The organism is Pseudomonas sp. GD04158 (assembly GCF_029834875.1).
GTDB classification, from domain to species: Bacteria; Pseudomonadota; Gammaproteobacteria; order Pseudomonadales; family Pseudomonadaceae; genus Aquipseudomonas; species Aquipseudomonas hydrolytica.
Map to the genome: position 1 here is coordinate 20,684 of NZ_JAODYT010000029.1, position 12,904 is coordinate 33,587.

The window sequence follows — 12,904 nt, forward strand, 5'->3', positions numbered from 1 at the left end:
CGACTGAGCGCATCTTCGAACTGCGCCGCGCCACCCAGGCAGCCGGCTGCCAGTTCTCTCGCGTAAAACCCAAGCCCCGCACCGCGCCGGCCCCCTTCGATCCGAACGATGGAGGGCGCGCCGCATGAAACCCACCATCGAAGAACTGCTGCTGCAGATCGTCAGCAGCGCGCTGATCATCAATCAGCAAGGCAAGTGGCACGCCTTTGTAGACCTACAAGGCCACGTCAGCGCGTTCTGCGTTCGAGTTTGCTCGGCTGACACCAACTATCAGGACACAAGTCACGAAGCCGACCGCCGCACCGGATACTGGCATTCCGAGTACCTGTCGCCACAAGCCTGCCAATCCAAGCTAGCAAGCACCCTCACCTGGCTGCAGGGCTACCTCGATATGCCTGCTACCCCATCGCACGAGGTGGCCGCATGAACTTCACCCTCCCCGAAGACGGCCTGCAGCGCCTCGCTGCCCAGCTCAACCTATCCGGCACGTTCACCCACGCCCTGCGCTCTGCCTACGGCCACCGGCTGGAGGCCCGCGTACGGATCGAGCGCGGCCAACCCAACACCACCGTGCGCATCCAGATGGGCGACCAGGCGCACAGCCTCGACGTGCAAACCGCCCACCCCGAGAAGCACCTGCAGGTCGCGGACTTCATCGACGCAATCGCCAACGGCCGCGTAGACGGCGGCGAGCTGGCACCGCCACGCGTCACCCGTGAGCCACTGCTGCCCGAGCCGCCCGCCCTGCTTGACGAAACCCAGCTCGGCCGGCTCAAGCACATGGTGCGCTACGGCGGCTTTACCAGCCTCGAAACCGGCCACGAGCACCCGATCCTCGTGGCCGTGCACCGCACCCGCCCGGCCGAGGGCGTGACCGTCATCGCCAGCATCGGCACCGCCCGCCCGCGCACCAAGTGTTTCACCGTGCGCGGCGATCAGCGCACGTGCCTCAAGCGCCTGCTGATCAGCATCGAGGATCTGCACATCGGCGCCACGCCCCAGCGCGCGGCCGCAGCGTGAGGAAGCCGCCATGTCCAACACCCTCAAGTACACCGCCCAGCGCCTCGGCATTGGGCACCGCGATCTGATGCGCCGCATGCGCGAAAAGGGCCTGCTCGACCGCTACAACCTGCCCGCCAACCCGGAGCTGACCAAGCTCTATCTGGTCACGCGCGAACACCGCTACCACCACCCCGAGCACGGCATGCAGTTCCCGCGCACCACCCGCGTAACCGACGCCGGCATTCCGTGGCTCGCCGAGAAACTCGGCATCGAGCGCCCGATGCCGGAGCCGCAGCAGGACCCGCGCGATGTCGCCTGACCTCATCTACACCACCCCGGACGGGCGGCAGATCACCCCGACCTCTGCCCGCCAGTGGGTGGCCGTTATTTCCAAGCTGCCCACCAAGGACGAGCGCAAAGCAGCCATTGCCAACCACGTGCCCGAACACCTGCGCGAACTCGTTCGCACCATGGGCCGCATCGCCTGGGAACACCCAGCCCGGAGCCAACAATGAAAGACATCAAGCTACTCGACGACACCCTGATCGAGCTGCTGCGCCTGCCCGAAGCCGAGCGCAACAGCGAAGTCATCAGCAGCGCCCTGCACCTGGCGGCCAGCGCTGCCGGCCTGCGCCTCGGCCAGGCCACCGACCTGCAGCTGCAGCACATGCAGCTCGAAGGCGCCGTGGCGCGCCTCACCGAGGGCCTGGGCGACGGCTTCACCCACCGCACCGCCCTGCGCCTCGGCCCGAACCTGAGCGGCATCGAGCTGTTCGCCTCCATCGAAGCCATCGGCAAGGCCGACGAGATCCGCTTCACCGGGTTCGGCTCCACCGCCCAGGGCGTGCTCAGCCAGCTCAACCAGGCCATCGCCGCGTTCGGCATCCACGTCGGGCCGGCCAAGCCCAAGGCGCGCCACCCCAACAAGAACCCGCTGCGCCTACTGCCGCGTGAGGCCCGCCGCGCATGAGCCCGACCAACGACCAACAGCAGCCCCTGCGCCTGCTGCCAGCCCCCAGGCCGACAACGCTGGACATGCTCTTCCGCATGTTCGGCACCGTCCTGATCCCGCTGGAAGCCGTGCGCACCGAACTGTTCCGCAACCTCAACGCAGATCGCTTTGGCCGCCAGGTCGGCACCGCCGCCATCCCCCTGCCGGTCACCACCCTGCAGGAGAGCACCAAGGCCCTGCGCTACATCGAGATCCACCACCTGGCCGCCCACATCGACCAACGCGCCGGCCAAGCCGACGACGACCTGGCCAAGGCGCTGGGCAAAGAGCAGGAGAGCTGAACCATGGCACGGCCCCACAAGGCACACCTTGCCTACTGCCCGATCCCCCGCAAGGGCGCGCTCATGCGCCGGCTTGCTACCGGCCAGTACCAGGCCACGCCGCTCGGTCTAGAGGCGCGCTGCACCGTGTGCAACGAGTACTGGCCGGCCGACACCGAGTTTTTCCACCTCAACCAGAGCTCCACCACCGGCCTGGGCGCACGTTGCAAGGCATGCGACATCGACTGCCGAGCCGAAGCCCAGGCTGCCTGATCCACCCAAAACCACCTGACCGCCGCACCCGCTGCCACCACCAGCGCCCGGCAAACACGAGGAGCACCACCATGGAACTGACCACCCCGCAGATCTACGGCATCTTCGCCGCACTCAGCTGCGCCGCCATCGCCGGCTTTATCTTCTACTGCATCGGCCTGCGCGCTGGCCGCGACGCTGGCGAGAAGCAAGGCCGAGAGACCGCCGCCAAACACTGCAAAGCCATCGTGCATCCACTGCGCGAGGCGCTGGCCGAGCACCGCGACCTGCTTGACGCCCGCACCCGCGAGGCCATGACCCTGCGCGCCAACATCAAGGCGGAAGCCGACGACCACGGCAAGGTCGAGCGCGGCTTGCTCAACCGCCTCGCCGCCGCCGCCCCACTCAGCGACGAAGACCATGCCGTTCTGCTGGCCGTGGCCAACAAGCTGGAGCTGGCAGCGGGCACCTTCGCCGGCCTCGGCTCGCACGACCACGCCCGCTTCAGCCGCCACCTGATGGCCCAGGTACTGGACATCGCCGACCGCATCAAGAAGGCCCAGGCCAACACCCAGCCCCACCCCGACAGCGAGCTGATCGAGTGGCTGAACGATAACGCCGTTCACTACATCCCCGACATGAGCCTTGTTCAGATCGAGATGCCCACTCTACTCACGGCTGCCGACACCTGGCCGCCTCACCTTCGCCAGATGCTGCGCGCAGGAATCGCGAAACAGGCCGCAGAAGCAGTGGAGAACGCAGCATGAGCTGGATCATCACCCGCACCGGCAAGCGCTTCGACCTCCTCGAACCGGCCGCCCACATGGTCGACCCGACCGACATCGCCCACGCGCTCAGCATGCAGTGCCGCTTCAACGGCCACGTGAAGTCCTTCTACAGCGTCGCCCAGCACTGCCTCGTCGTCGCCGAGCTGGTGCCGGCGCAGTACCAGCTGGAAGCCCTGCTGCACGACGCCACCGAGGCCTATGTGGGCGATCTGGTCAGCCCGCTCAAGCAGGCCCTGCCCGAGTACCGCCAGATCGAAATGCGCGTCTGGCACGCCATCTGCCACCGCTTCGACATCGAGCCCGTGCTGCCGCCCTGCGTGCATGACGGCGACCTGATCGCCCTCGCCACCGAAAAGCGCGACCTGATGCCGGCGCACGCCGACGCCTGGCCGTGCCTGGTCGGCACCCACCCCGCGCAGTTCCGCATCAAGCCCATGAGCCAGGCCGAGGCCGCACAGGCCTACTTCAACCGCCTGATGGAACTGCTGGCCACCACCCACCGCGCGAGGGCTGCAGCATGACCGAGCAGACCACTATCGCGTACATCGACATCGAAAGAGTCGAGCAAATGGCGGCCTACTACGAGGCTCCGGCCGGCCTCTTCGACTGGCTGGATCTGATGAAGGATCTGAACAGCACCCGCAACCCACAGAGCCGCGAGGATGACGAACGCGAGGCGTTCGAGGCGTGGTACGTCAGCGGCTGGAAGCACAACGGCTTCCAGCGCACCCACTGTGGCGGCGGCTACCTGATCGCCGCCGTCGAACAGGCCTGGCAAGGCTGGAAGGCGCGGGCCGATCTACTAGCCCCCGCGCCAACTGCTGCCGCACTCGATGTCCTGGCAGAGCGCATCCGGCAGATCAATGTCGAGGCCTGGACGCCTGCTCACGATGACCTGTACTGCGCAGCGGAACTGCCACGAGCCGCTGCCGCATACATTCTTAATGGCACCAACGACGATGCACCATACATCTGGCCGTTCGCGGCGAAATGGTGGAAGCCCAAGGATGCACGCGCGAACTATGTTCGTGCCGCAGCCCTGATCCTGGCCGAGATCGAGCGCATCGATCGCCACCAATCCGGCTCGCCCGAAGGGCTCAACCAGCCGCAGCAAGGGGGCGACCAATGACCCAAGCCCCCGCCACCACCGTAGCCACTGCCGTGCAACAGCACGGCGGCGGCCGTCACCCGCTGAACCTGCTGTGCACGGCGCCGGCCGGCCGCCTGCAGGACTCGCGCGGGGGCGCTATAAACCGCCGCGCCGAAGGCGCGACATCATCCCACCCCCTGCCCGCCAGCTGCGCAGCAGCTGCACACCCCACGACAGGCGTGCGCCGCGCCCGCGAGTTGAGCCCATCGCTCCGCTCTCAAAATTGCCAGCACGCGCAGCTTGTCGAGGGGTATAAGCACATGATTCTAGAAAGGAATGTCGCCCTCTGGAGGCCCAGGGGGCGCAGGCAAATCGATCAGCGGAAGCCCTCTTTGTGCCTGCAGGATGTTTTGCGCACTGATCTTTATGCCTTCAAGCCGGGGAGCAAAGCGATTTACGCGGTCATGAAGCCTGCCGAGATCGGTCACTTCATCGCCCCCGAAATACTTCATCCAATCGTGGATACAGAAGCGAAGCTGCATGCCTACTCCCATCCTTTCAGCATTCAACTCTGTCTTTTGCGCTTCATTCAGACGGTCGAGAAGATCACTCAGAACGGCGCGTCGGAGAGCGTTGTTTATGTCGTAGTCAGCGAATGCCGCCTCTGCATCGAAGCTACCAATGACGCTGATACCCTCAGAACAAAGAGCTATGAGTTGTTCAGATCGCGCCAGATCTTGCTCGTGCTTCTCGCTGACTCTGTCAGCCCTTTCACGCACCCGCAGGTGAATGGGGACAATGACAGCGACTGCGATAGCGACTATCGAACCAATGGCCTGAACCCAGCCGGAAGCGTCTTCTGGCAACCAGCCATGCTTTACCCAGTAGCCGACAGAGCCAACCAGCAGCCACAAAGTGGCACCGCCGACCAGCAACCACCACATAGCCCACAGACTCCATTCCTCCATCTTCTGCGTAACTTCAAAACGCGCCATACCCCTCAGCCCCGTGCTGGAAACAACCGCGCGAGCTTGCCGGCACCCTGCCACCATGTCCAGCGGGGTGCAGCATGACCATCAACGCCCCCGTCATCCGCTACCACGGCGGCAAGTTCCGCTTGGCGCCCTGGGTCATTGAGCACTTCCCGCCCCATCAGGTCTACGTCGAGCCGTTTGGCGGCGCTGCCGGCGTCCTGATGCAGAAGGCTCGCAGCCACGGCGAGGTCTACAACGACCTAGACGGCGATATCGTCAACCTGTTCCGTGTGCTGCAGAACGCCAACCAGCGCGAGGCCCTAGCCGAGCTACTGGTACTAACGCCCTACGCTCGCGACGAGTTCGAGCTGGCATGGATCTACACCGAAGAGCCAGTGGAGCGAGCACGCCGCACAGTGATCCGCGCACAGATGGGCTTCGGATCGGCCGGCGCGAGCAAGGGCACCACGGGCTTTCGCATCGACTGCTATCGCCAGTACGGCACGGCCCAGCAGCTATGGGCACGCTACCCGGAGCAACTGGCTGCGATCGGCAAGCGCCTCGCCGGCGTTCTCATCGAGAACCGGCCGGCGATCGACATCATGCTCGCGCACGACTCGCCCCAGGCCCTGCACTACGTCGACCCGCCGTACATGCACGACACCCGCGTGCGTGGCGCGCAGAAGGGCCGCTACTACCGGCACGAGCTGGACGACAACCAGCACGCCGAGCTGCTGGCCACCCTCAACCAGCTGCAGGGCATGGTGGTGCTCAGCGGCTACCCGAGCCAGCTGTACATGGAACGCCTCGAGGGCTGGACGATGAATAGCACCTCAGCACGCATCAGTGCCGGCCGAGGCGGCGACACCCGCACAGAGTGCCTATGGATCAACCCCGCCTGCATGGCTGCACTGCAGCAGCGCGGGCTCCCGCTGGAGGGCGCGGCATGAACGACCCTATCAACCAGCTGCCCGGGGATCAGGCCAGCCTGCTCGCCGCCCTGCAGGATCTGGTCGCCCAGCTCAAGCGCCCCCAGGTGCCGGCAGAGGATCAGTTGTGGACCACCGAGGACATCGCCGACTACCTCAAGCTGGCCGTCGACACCACAGAGCGCCGGGTCGTGACCCGGCCGGACTTCCCTGCGCCGCTGCAGCCCTGCGACACCGGCCCGCGCGCGGCCAAGCGGTGGTTTGCCGTCGACGTGCGCGCATGGGCCAGGAAGAACGCCTCGAAACTCCCCGTTGGCAGGACCGGCCGCAAGGCCGCCTGATCAATCCAATCGCCCGGCCACTTCGGTGGCCGTGGCGTTGTAGTACACCATCAGCGAACGTGGATCACGATGCCCGGTCATCCGGGCCAGATCCAGCACATCGAGCTTTCTGGCCAGGCGCGTCGTAGCCTCATGCCGGGTATCGTGAAAGCGCAGGTCATCGATCTCCAGCCTATCCCGCACCCTCCTAAACAACGCATCAGCGTTCGCCGAGGTGACCGTGAAGAGATTGTCCCGCCCCTTCGCCGCATCGAGCAGGATCTGCAGCAGCTGCACCGCGCGCTTGGTCAGCGGCACATTGCGCGCGTCACCGTTCTTGGTCTTGGCCAGCCGCACATAGCGATCAGCGAGCCGCGTTGCCGGCTTGGTCAGCCCCAGGATCTCGCCCTGGCGCATCGCCGTTTCCAGGGCGATCAGAAAGGCATAGGCCACTTCTTGCGTTTTGGTGGTGGGCGGCCGCCCTTCTACATAGCCCATGCCATCGAGCAGGGTCTTTTCTTCCTCGGCGCTGATGCGCCGATCACGCGGCCGGTTGTTGCCTGGGCGCTTCACCTCACGCACCGGGTTATGCCTGCACCACTTCCACTCAGTGCGCGCCTGCTCGAACACGCTAGACAGCAACGTCATCTCGCGCCGCACGCTCGGGCCTTCAACCAGCTTCAGGCGGGCGTCACGCCATTCGGCGATCTGGTCCGCCGTCACGTCGCCCAGGCGCTCGCCTACGAACTCCAGTTCATTGAGCAGCTTGTCCAGGCGCACTTCCTCCCAGCGCTTGCCCTCCTTGGTCGGCGTCACCTCGGCCTTGTACCGGCCGATGGCATCTGCCAGAGTGGAATTGCTGCCGGACGAATGGCCAGGGATCGCGGCCAGAATCTCAGCCTCGCGCTGAGTCGCCCAGGCCACCGCCTGGGCCTTGGTCGGGAACGTCTGAGACTCCCGCACGCCACGCTTTACGATCTCAGCCCGCCAGCCCCCGCTACGCTTCCTGTACGACGCCACGCCCGCCCCCTGTTTGGCGTAATTTTGGCGTAAACACTAACACGTAACTGCCCGAAACTGCCCTTAGCTGCGGCGATGCAAAACAGCGAAACCCTTCTAATACGGGGGCTGCACGGAACTGGCAGAAACTGCCGCTAACTGCCATCCGACTTAGAGTCTCCCCCGGGGCACCAACCGTTTCAAGAGCCCGCAAGACTTAGGTCCTGCGGGCTTTTTCATATCTGTGCGAACAACGCCGGCGATTGTTGCAACGACATTACTGGCGCACGCTCTCCGTGCCTCGGCAAGCCCCGTAAAACCTGGCCGGCGACCTTTCCGGCGGGGGTTGGCAATTGCGTAAAAGTTAGCGTAGAGTGATCGAACTGTTTGCATGGGTCGCTGTGAATCGTGACTCTGGTGCAGCAGATCATCTAGATCCGCTACATCCCGCTCGACTTCTATTACTCCTTGCAACCAGTCTCAGCCCTCTATACTTGGAGGCTGTCATCAACTCTAGTTTCAAGGAAAAAGACATGTCGAATCGTCAGAACGGTACCGTCAAGTGGTTTAACGACGAGAAAGGTTTTGGTTTTATCACTCCCGAGAGCGGTCCGGATCTGTTCGTGCACTTCCGCGCGATCGAAGGTAACGGCTTCAAGAGCCTGAAAGAAGGCCAGAAAGTCAGCTTCATCGCTGTGCAAGGTCAAAAAGGCATGCAGGCCGACCAGGTTCAGATCCTGGGCTGATTGCCGCTGCTTTGAAGAACCCCTGATCTCGATCAGGGGTTTTTTTATGCTCGCAGAAAAGTCGCGGTTAGAATGACGCGCCCTTTCGTCACAGCGAGCCCATCATGCCGAAGCACCAGCTACGCCCGCAGGGAGACTTCCCCACAGCCGGGCTGATTCGTCGCCTGGCGGCGATCTTCTACGACTTCCTGCTTTGCGTAGCCCTGATCATGGTCGTCACCCTGATCTACCAGCAAGGTTTTCTGCGCCTGCTCCACGGTGGCGACACGCTGCTGGCCATGTCCGAGGCCGGCGCGCTGGACCATGACCCGGTGCTCGCCAGCCTGGTGCTGCTGGCGCTGTTCGCCTTCTTCGCCAAGTTCTGGACCCATAACGGCCAGACCTTGGGCATGCAGGCCTGGGGGCTGCGCATCCAGAACACCGACGGCAGCGCCATCGACCTGTGGCAGGCCCTGCTGCGCTTCGTGGTCGCCATCGGCTCCTGGCTGTTCGCCGGCCTGGGCTTTCTCTGGCTGCTGTGGGACAAACAGGGCCGCACCTGGCATGACATCTATTCCGACAGCCGCGTGGTGCAACTACCCAAGAACATCCACAAGAAGTAACGCGCGGCAGATGCAAAAAAGCCGGTTCACTGAACCGGCTTTTTCATGCGCGCTGTGTACTCAGCCCGCCCTGCGCAGCAACCAGACTCCGGCCAGTGCACAGATGCCCGCCGGTACCAGCACGGCCAGTAGCGGCGAGAAACCGAACACCAGGCTCGACGGCCCGAGCAGGTCCTGGGCGATACGGAAGATGAAGCCCACCAGCACGCCGGTGAACACGCGCTGGCCCAGTGTCACCGAACGCAGCGGGCCGAAAATGAAGGAAATCGCCATCAGCACCAGCGCCCCCGTCACCAGCGGCTGCAGCACCTTGGTCCAGAACGCCAGCCAGTAACGGGCGTTGTTCAGCCCCTGCTCGGCCAGATAGTGGATGTACTGCCACAGACCGGTGATGGACAGCGACTCGGGCTCCATCACCACGGTGCTGAGCAGTTGCGGGCTAAGCTCGATATCCCAACGCTCTTCACGCTGATTGACCACTTCCGAGCGATCGTCATGCAGGAAGGTGGTCTGCACGTTGCGCAGCACCCAGTGATCGCCCCTGTGCTCGGCACGACGGGCGAAACTGGCCGACTGCAGACGACGCTCATCGTCGAAACGATAGCGCGTTACCCCGAGCAGCAGGCCACCCGGCTGCACGGCGTTGATATGCACGTATTCCTGCCCCTGACGGTGCCACATGCCACGCTTGGAACTCTGCGCCGCGCCACCGCCCTGGGCCAGGGCCCGGTCGGCCTGGGCCTGGTTCTCGGTCAGCGGCGCAACGTACTCGCCGATCAGGATGCCGGCCAGCATCAGCACCAGCATGGGTTTCATCACCGCCCAGACGATACGACCGATGGACACGCCCGCGGCGCGCATGATGGTCAGCTCGCTGTTGCTGGCCAGGGTGCCGAGACCGATCAGGCAGCCGATCAGTGCCGCCATCGGCAACATCTCGTAGGCGCGGCGCGGTGCGGTCAACAGCACGTACCAGAGCGCCTGGCCGAGGCCATAGTCGCCCTTGTTCAGGTCGCTCAGCTCGTCGATGAAGGCGAACAGCAGGGCCAGGCCCAGGATGATGCCCAGCACCGTGAGGATGGCGAAGAAGACCTGGGCACCGATGTAGCGATCGAGCTTAGCCATGGGCCACCTCCGCAGCGCGGCGGCTGGCCCACCACAGACTCAGACGCTCCCAATAGAGCAACAACAGGCCGATCCCCAGGAAGATGCCATGTACCCACCACAACCCCAGCGCGGGCGGCAGCCGCCCCTTGTCCAAGGCGCCACGGGCGGCGATCAACAGGCCCAGGTATGCCATATAAAGGAAGATCGCCGGCAGCAGCTTGAGGAAGCGCCCCTGACGCGGATTGACCTTGGAAAGCGGCACGGCCAGCAGGGTGACCACGAACACCAGCAGCGGAATCGACAGACGCCACTGCAGCTCGGCCTGAACGCGCGGGTCATCGCTGCCGAACAGCTCGCGAGTCGGCATCGCTTCACGCTCGCTGGCCTCGATGGCCACCTCCGGCTTGGGCAGCAGTACGCCATAGGTGTCGTACTGGATGACGCGGTAATCGGCCTCGCCTGGCTCGCCGTCGTAGCGGTAGCCGTTTTCCAGAATCAGGTAACGGCTGCCGTCAGCCTGAATCTCCTGACGCCCACTCTCGGCCAGCAGCACGGTGATGCCGCGCTCGGAACTGCCGTCGCTGGAGAAACGCTTCTCCGACATGAACACCCCGCGCAGCTCGCTGCGATCGGCCGACAGCTCCTGTGAATAGGTCACCCGCGAGCCATCTTTCATCGACTGGAAGCGCCCCGGCACCAGGGTATCGAGTTCGGTCAGGGCATCCTGCTCGTTGAGGATACGCGCCACGCTGGCCACCCCCTGCGGTGCCAGACCCAGGCTGAGCCAGCCGACCAGCAGGGCGACGACCAGCGCCGGCGCCATGCTGTAGGCGGTCAGACGCTGCTGGCTGACGCCGGTGGCCGACAGCACGGTCATCTCGCTGTCCAGATACAGACGCCCGTAGGCCAGCAGGAAACCGAGGAACAGCCCCAGCGGCAGAATCAACTGCAGGAAGCCGGGAATCCGGTAACCCATGATCAGAAACAGCACGCCTGGATCCAGCGCGCCCTGCGCGGCCTGCGCCAGGTATTTGATGAAACGGCCGCTCATGATGATCACCAGCAACACGGCGCTCACCGCGCTGAGGGTCACCAGCACTTCGCGGGACAGATAACGGAAGACGATCAAACCGGACGCTCCAGGGTTGTCAGGCTCAGGCGCGAGCGCTCAAACTAGCCGCACCTACTTGCCGGCCCACCGCAGGGTGGACCCTCGAAAAATGGCGGCCATTATCCGTCAAACCCGACTCTTTGTCTTGGGGACAGCTCATATGGAATTCCTCGTCAAAAGCACACGCCCGGAAACCCTGAAGACCGCCACCCTGGTCGTCGCCATCGGCGAAGGCCGCAAACTGGGAGAAGCCGCCAAGGCCGTCGACCAGGCCAGCAATGGTGCCCTCTCCGCCGTGCTCAAGCGCGGCGACATCGCCGGCAAGCCGGGCCAGACCCTGCTGCTGCACAGCCTGCCGGGGCTCAAGGCCGAGCGCGTGCTGCTGGTGGGCTGCGGCAAGGGCGATCTATCCGACCGCCAACTGCGCAAATTGGTTGCCAGCGTGCACGGCGTGCTCAAGGGCCTGGGCGGCAGCGACGCCCTGCTGGCCCTCGGCGAGCTAAAGGTCAAGGGCCGCGACGCCTATGGCAAGACCCGTCTGATCGTGGAGACCCTGGCCGACGGCGACTACCTGTTCGAGCAGTTCAAGAGCAAGAAGGCCGATCCGCGCGCCTTGAAGAAAATCACCCTGGTCGCCGACAAGGCCGAGCTGGCCGATGCCGAGCGCGCTCTACAGCATGCCCGCGCCATCGCCACTGGCGTGGCCTTCACCAAGGATCTCGGCAACCTGCCGCCGAATCTCTGCCATCCCAGCTACCTGGCCGAAGAGGCCAAGGCCCTGGGCAAGGCGCACAAGAACCTCAAGGTGGACATCCTCGACGAGAAGAAGCTCAAGGAGCTCGGCGCCGGCGCCTTCCTCGCCGTGGCCCAGGGCAGCGAGCAGCCGCCGCGGATGATCGTCATGCACTACCAGGGCGGCAAGAAGGACGAAAAACCCTTTGCCCTGGTCGGCAAGGGCATCACCTTCGACACCGGCGGCATCAGCATCAAGCCGGCCGCCGGGATGGACGAGATGAAGTACGACATGTGCGGCGCCGCCAGCGTGTTCGGCACCCTCAAGGCCGTGCTCGAGCTGCAACTGCCGATCAACCTGGTGTGCCTGCTGGCCTGCGCCGAGAACATGCCCAGCGGTCGCGCCACCCGCCCCGGCGACATCGTCACCACCATGAGCGGGCAGACCGTGGAAATCCTCAACACCGACGCCGAAGGCCGCCTGGTGCTGTGCGATACCCTGACCTACGCCGAGCGCTTCAAGCCGCAGGCGGTGATCGACGTGGCCACCCTCACCGGTGCCTGCATCGTCGCCCTGGGCAGCAACGTCTCCGGCCTGATGGGCAACAACGACGCACTGATCAAGCAGATCCTCAAGGCCGGCGAAACCGCCGACGACCGTGCCTGGCAACTGCCGCTGTACGACGAGTACCAGGAGCAGCTGGACAGCCCCTTCGCCGACATCGCCAATATCGGCGGGCCGAAGGCCGGCACCATCACCGCCGGCTGCTTCCTGTCGCGTTTCGCCAAGAATTTCCACTGGGCGCACCTGGACGTCGCCGGCACCGCCTGGATCAGCGGCGGCAAGGACAAGGGCGGCAGCGGTCGCCCCGTGCCGCTGCTGACCCAGTACCTGCTGGATCGCGCCAAGGTCTGATGCACCGCCAGCCCGGATGCAGTCCGGGCGACGGTCCCCGTAGGAGCGAGCGCCACTCGCGAAC

General features: G+C 64.8%; 19 protein-coding genes. 15 read left to right on the forward strand and 4 right to left on the reverse strand.

Annotated features, from left to right (window positions below; all coding sequences use genetic code 11):
• Positions 1-124 precede the first annotated feature (124 nt).
• The 10 genes from N7333_RS12970 (at position 125) to N7333_RS13015 (ending at position 4,443) form a co-directional block, all read left to right on the forward strand.
• Positions 125-427 (forward strand): hypothetical protein, encoded by a 303-nt coding sequence (locus N7333_RS12970; protein ID WP_279858947.1) that lies wholly within the window; start codon positions 125-127, stop codon positions 425-427.
• The gene (locus tag N7333_RS12975) at positions 424-1,020 is read left to right on the forward strand and encodes a hypothetical protein (RefSeq protein WP_279858949.1); all 597 of its coding nucleotides are present in this window, start codon (positions 424-426) and stop codon (positions 1,018-1,020) included. Before N7333_RS12970 ends, N7333_RS12975 begins: the two co-directional genes overlap by 4 nt.
• A 10-nt stretch (positions 1,021-1,030) precedes the next feature.
• On the forward strand, positions 1,031-1,321 hold the full coding sequence (locus N7333_RS12980) for a phage antirepressor KilAC domain-containing protein (RefSeq protein ID WP_279858952.1): 291 nt from the start codon (positions 1,031-1,033) through the stop codon (positions 1,319-1,321).
• Positions 1,311-1,517 (forward strand): hypothetical protein, encoded by a 207-nt coding sequence (locus tag N7333_RS12985; protein WP_279858953.1) that lies wholly within the window; start codon positions 1,311-1,313, stop codon positions 1,515-1,517. Before N7333_RS12980 ends, N7333_RS12985 begins: the two co-directional genes overlap by 11 nt.
• Positions 1,514-1,972, forward strand: coding sequence for a hypothetical protein (locus N7333_RS12990; protein WP_279858955.1), 459 nt, complete (start codon positions 1,514-1,516; stop codon positions 1,970-1,972). The genes N7333_RS12985 and N7333_RS12990 overlap by 4 nt, the downstream gene beginning before the upstream one ends.
• A complete protein-coding gene (locus tag N7333_RS12995) occupies positions 1,969-2,295 on the forward strand; it encodes a pyocin activator PrtN family protein (RefSeq protein WP_279858956.1) in 327 nt (108 codons plus the stop codon). Before N7333_RS12990 ends, N7333_RS12995 begins: the two co-directional genes overlap by 4 nt.
• Positions 2,296-2,298: 3 nt before the next feature.
• Complete coding sequence (locus tag N7333_RS13000) at positions 2,299-2,547, forward strand: hypothetical protein (RefSeq protein ID WP_279858957.1); 249 nt, start codon at positions 2,299-2,301, stop codon at positions 2,545-2,547.
• A 71-nt stretch (positions 2,548-2,618) separates the two neighbouring features.
• Positions 2,619-3,293: a hypothetical protein gene (locus N7333_RS13005; protein ID WP_279858958.1), complete on the forward strand. Its 675-nt coding sequence runs from the start codon at positions 2,619-2,621 to the stop codon at positions 3,291-3,293.
• Entirely contained in the window at positions 3,290-3,835 is a 546-nt protein-coding gene (locus N7333_RS13010; protein WP_279858960.1) for a phosphohydrolase, read from the forward strand. Before N7333_RS13005 ends, N7333_RS13010 begins: the two co-directional genes overlap by 4 nt.
• Positions 3,832-4,443, forward strand: coding sequence for a hypothetical protein (locus N7333_RS13015; protein WP_279858962.1), 612 nt, complete (start codon positions 3,832-3,834; stop codon positions 4,441-4,443). Before N7333_RS13010 ends, N7333_RS13015 begins: the two co-directional genes overlap by 4 nt.
• A 287-nt stretch (positions 4,444-4,730) precedes the next feature.
• Here the strand turns inward: N7333_RS13015 and N7333_RS13020 are convergent, their stop codons facing one another.
• Positions 4,731-5,399 (reverse strand): hypothetical protein, encoded by a 669-nt coding sequence (locus N7333_RS13020; protein ID WP_279858964.1) that lies wholly within the window; start codon positions 5,397-5,399, stop codon positions 4,731-4,733.
• 74 nt (positions 5,400-5,473) lie between these two features.
• Here N7333_RS13020 and N7333_RS13025 point away from each other — a divergent pair, with 74 nt between their 5' ends.
• Positions 5,474-6,328 (forward strand): DNA adenine methylase, encoded by an 855-nt coding sequence (locus tag N7333_RS13025; RefSeq protein WP_279858965.1) that lies wholly within the window; start codon positions 5,474-5,476, stop codon positions 6,326-6,328.
• A complete protein-coding gene (locus N7333_RS13030) occupies positions 6,325-6,648 on the forward strand; it encodes a hypothetical protein (RefSeq protein WP_279858966.1) in 324 nt (107 codons plus the stop codon). The genes N7333_RS13025 and N7333_RS13030 overlap by 4 nt, the downstream gene beginning before the upstream one ends.
• Here the strand turns inward: N7333_RS13030 and N7333_RS13035 are convergent, their stop codons facing one another.
• Complete coding sequence (locus N7333_RS13035; protein ID WP_279858967.1) at positions 6,649-7,590, reverse strand: site-specific integrase; 942 nt, start codon at positions 7,588-7,590, stop codon at positions 6,649-6,651. It abuts the gene before it with no gap.
• A gap of 569 nt (positions 7,591-8,159) precedes the next feature.
• Between N7333_RS13035 and N7333_RS13040 the strand changes: the two genes are divergently transcribed.
• Both N7333_RS13040 and N7333_RS13045 read left to right on the forward strand, forming a co-directional pair.
• Positions 8,160-8,372, forward strand: coding sequence for a cold-shock protein (locus N7333_RS13040; protein WP_003246255.1), 213 nt, complete (start codon positions 8,160-8,162; stop codon positions 8,370-8,372).
• A gap of 104 nt (positions 8,373-8,476) precedes the next feature.
• Entirely contained in the window at positions 8,477-8,974 is a 498-nt protein-coding gene (locus N7333_RS13045) for an RDD family protein (protein ID WP_129481752.1), read from the forward strand.
• A 60-nt stretch (positions 8,975-9,034) separates the two neighbouring features.
• On the opposite strand, the gene lptG is transcribed toward N7333_RS13045, so the two are convergent.
• Both lptG and lptF read right to left on the reverse strand, forming a co-directional pair.
• Positions 9,035-10,099: an LPS export ABC transporter permease LptG gene (lptG, locus tag N7333_RS13050; protein ID WP_003246259.1), complete on the reverse strand. Its 1,065-nt coding sequence runs from the start codon at positions 10,097-10,099 to the stop codon at positions 9,035-9,037.
• The gene (lptF, locus tag N7333_RS13055) at positions 10,092-11,210 is read right to left on the reverse strand and encodes an LPS export ABC transporter permease LptF (protein ID WP_003246260.1); all 1,119 of its coding nucleotides are present in this window, start codon (positions 11,208-11,210) and stop codon (positions 10,092-10,094) included. Before lptF ends, lptG begins: the two co-directional genes overlap by 8 nt.
• A gap of 142 nt (positions 11,211-11,352) precedes the next feature.
• Here lptF and N7333_RS13060 point away from each other — a divergent pair, with 142 nt between their 5' ends.
• On the forward strand, positions 11,353-12,840 hold the full coding sequence (locus N7333_RS13060; RefSeq protein ID WP_003246262.1) for a leucyl aminopeptidase: 1,488 nt from the start codon (positions 11,353-11,355) through the stop codon (positions 12,838-12,840).
• Positions 12,841-12,904: the final 64 nt, after the last annotated feature.

Excerpts from the sequence above, each read along its gene's own strand:
- N7333_RS12970 (WP_279858947.1), top strand. The coding sequence starts at position 125 with ATGAAACCCACCATCGAAGAACTGCTGCTGCAGATCGTCAGCAGCGCG.
- N7333_RS12975 (WP_279858949.1), top strand. The coding sequence starts at position 424 with ATGAACTTCACCCTCCCCGAAGACGGCCTGCAGCGCCTCGCTGCCCAG.
- N7333_RS12980 (WP_279858952.1), top strand. The coding sequence starts at position 1,031 with ATGTCCAACACCCTCAAGTACACCGCCCAGCGCCTCGGCATTGGGCAC.
- N7333_RS12985 (WP_279858953.1), top strand. The coding sequence starts at position 1,311 with ATGTCGCCTGACCTCATCTACACCACCCCGGACGGGCGGCAGATCACC.
- N7333_RS12990 (WP_279858955.1), top strand. The coding sequence starts at position 1,514 with ATGAAAGACATCAAGCTACTCGACGACACCCTGATCGAGCTGCTGCGC.
- N7333_RS12995 (WP_279858956.1), top strand. The coding sequence starts at position 1,969 with ATGAGCCCGACCAACGACCAACAGCAGCCCCTGCGCCTGCTGCCAGCC.
- N7333_RS13000 (WP_279858957.1), top strand. The coding sequence starts at position 2,299 with ATGGCACGGCCCCACAAGGCACACCTTGCCTACTGCCCGATCCCCCGC.
- N7333_RS13005 (WP_279858958.1), top strand. The coding sequence starts at position 2,619 with ATGGAACTGACCACCCCGCAGATCTACGGCATCTTCGCCGCACTCAGC.
- N7333_RS13010 (WP_279858960.1), top strand. The coding sequence starts at position 3,290 with ATGAGCTGGATCATCACCCGCACCGGCAAGCGCTTCGACCTCCTCGAA.
- N7333_RS13015 (WP_279858962.1), top strand. The coding sequence starts at position 3,832 with ATGACCGAGCAGACCACTATCGCGTACATCGACATCGAAAGAGTCGAG.
- N7333_RS13020 (WP_279858964.1), bottom strand. The coding sequence starts at position 5,399 with ATGGCGCGTTTTGAAGTTACGCAGAAGATGGAGGAATGGAGTCTGTGG.
- N7333_RS13025 (WP_279858965.1), top strand. The coding sequence starts at position 5,474 with ATGACCATCAACGCCCCCGTCATCCGCTACCACGGCGGCAAGTTCCGC.
- N7333_RS13030 (WP_279858966.1), top strand. The coding sequence starts at position 6,325 with ATGAACGACCCTATCAACCAGCTGCCCGGGGATCAGGCCAGCCTGCTC.
- N7333_RS13040 (WP_003246255.1), top strand. The coding sequence starts at position 8,160 with ATGTCGAATCGTCAGAACGGTACCGTCAAGTGGTTTAACGACGAGAAA.
- N7333_RS13045 (WP_129481752.1), top strand. The coding sequence starts at position 8,477 with ATGCCGAAGCACCAGCTACGCCCGCAGGGAGACTTCCCCACAGCCGGG.
- lptG (WP_003246259.1), bottom strand. The coding sequence starts at position 10,099 with ATGGCTAAGCTCGATCGCTACATCGGTGCCCAGGTCTTCTTCGCCATC.
- N7333_RS13060 (WP_003246262.1), top strand. The coding sequence starts at position 11,353 with ATGGAATTCCTCGTCAAAAGCACACGCCCGGAAACCCTGAAGACCGCC.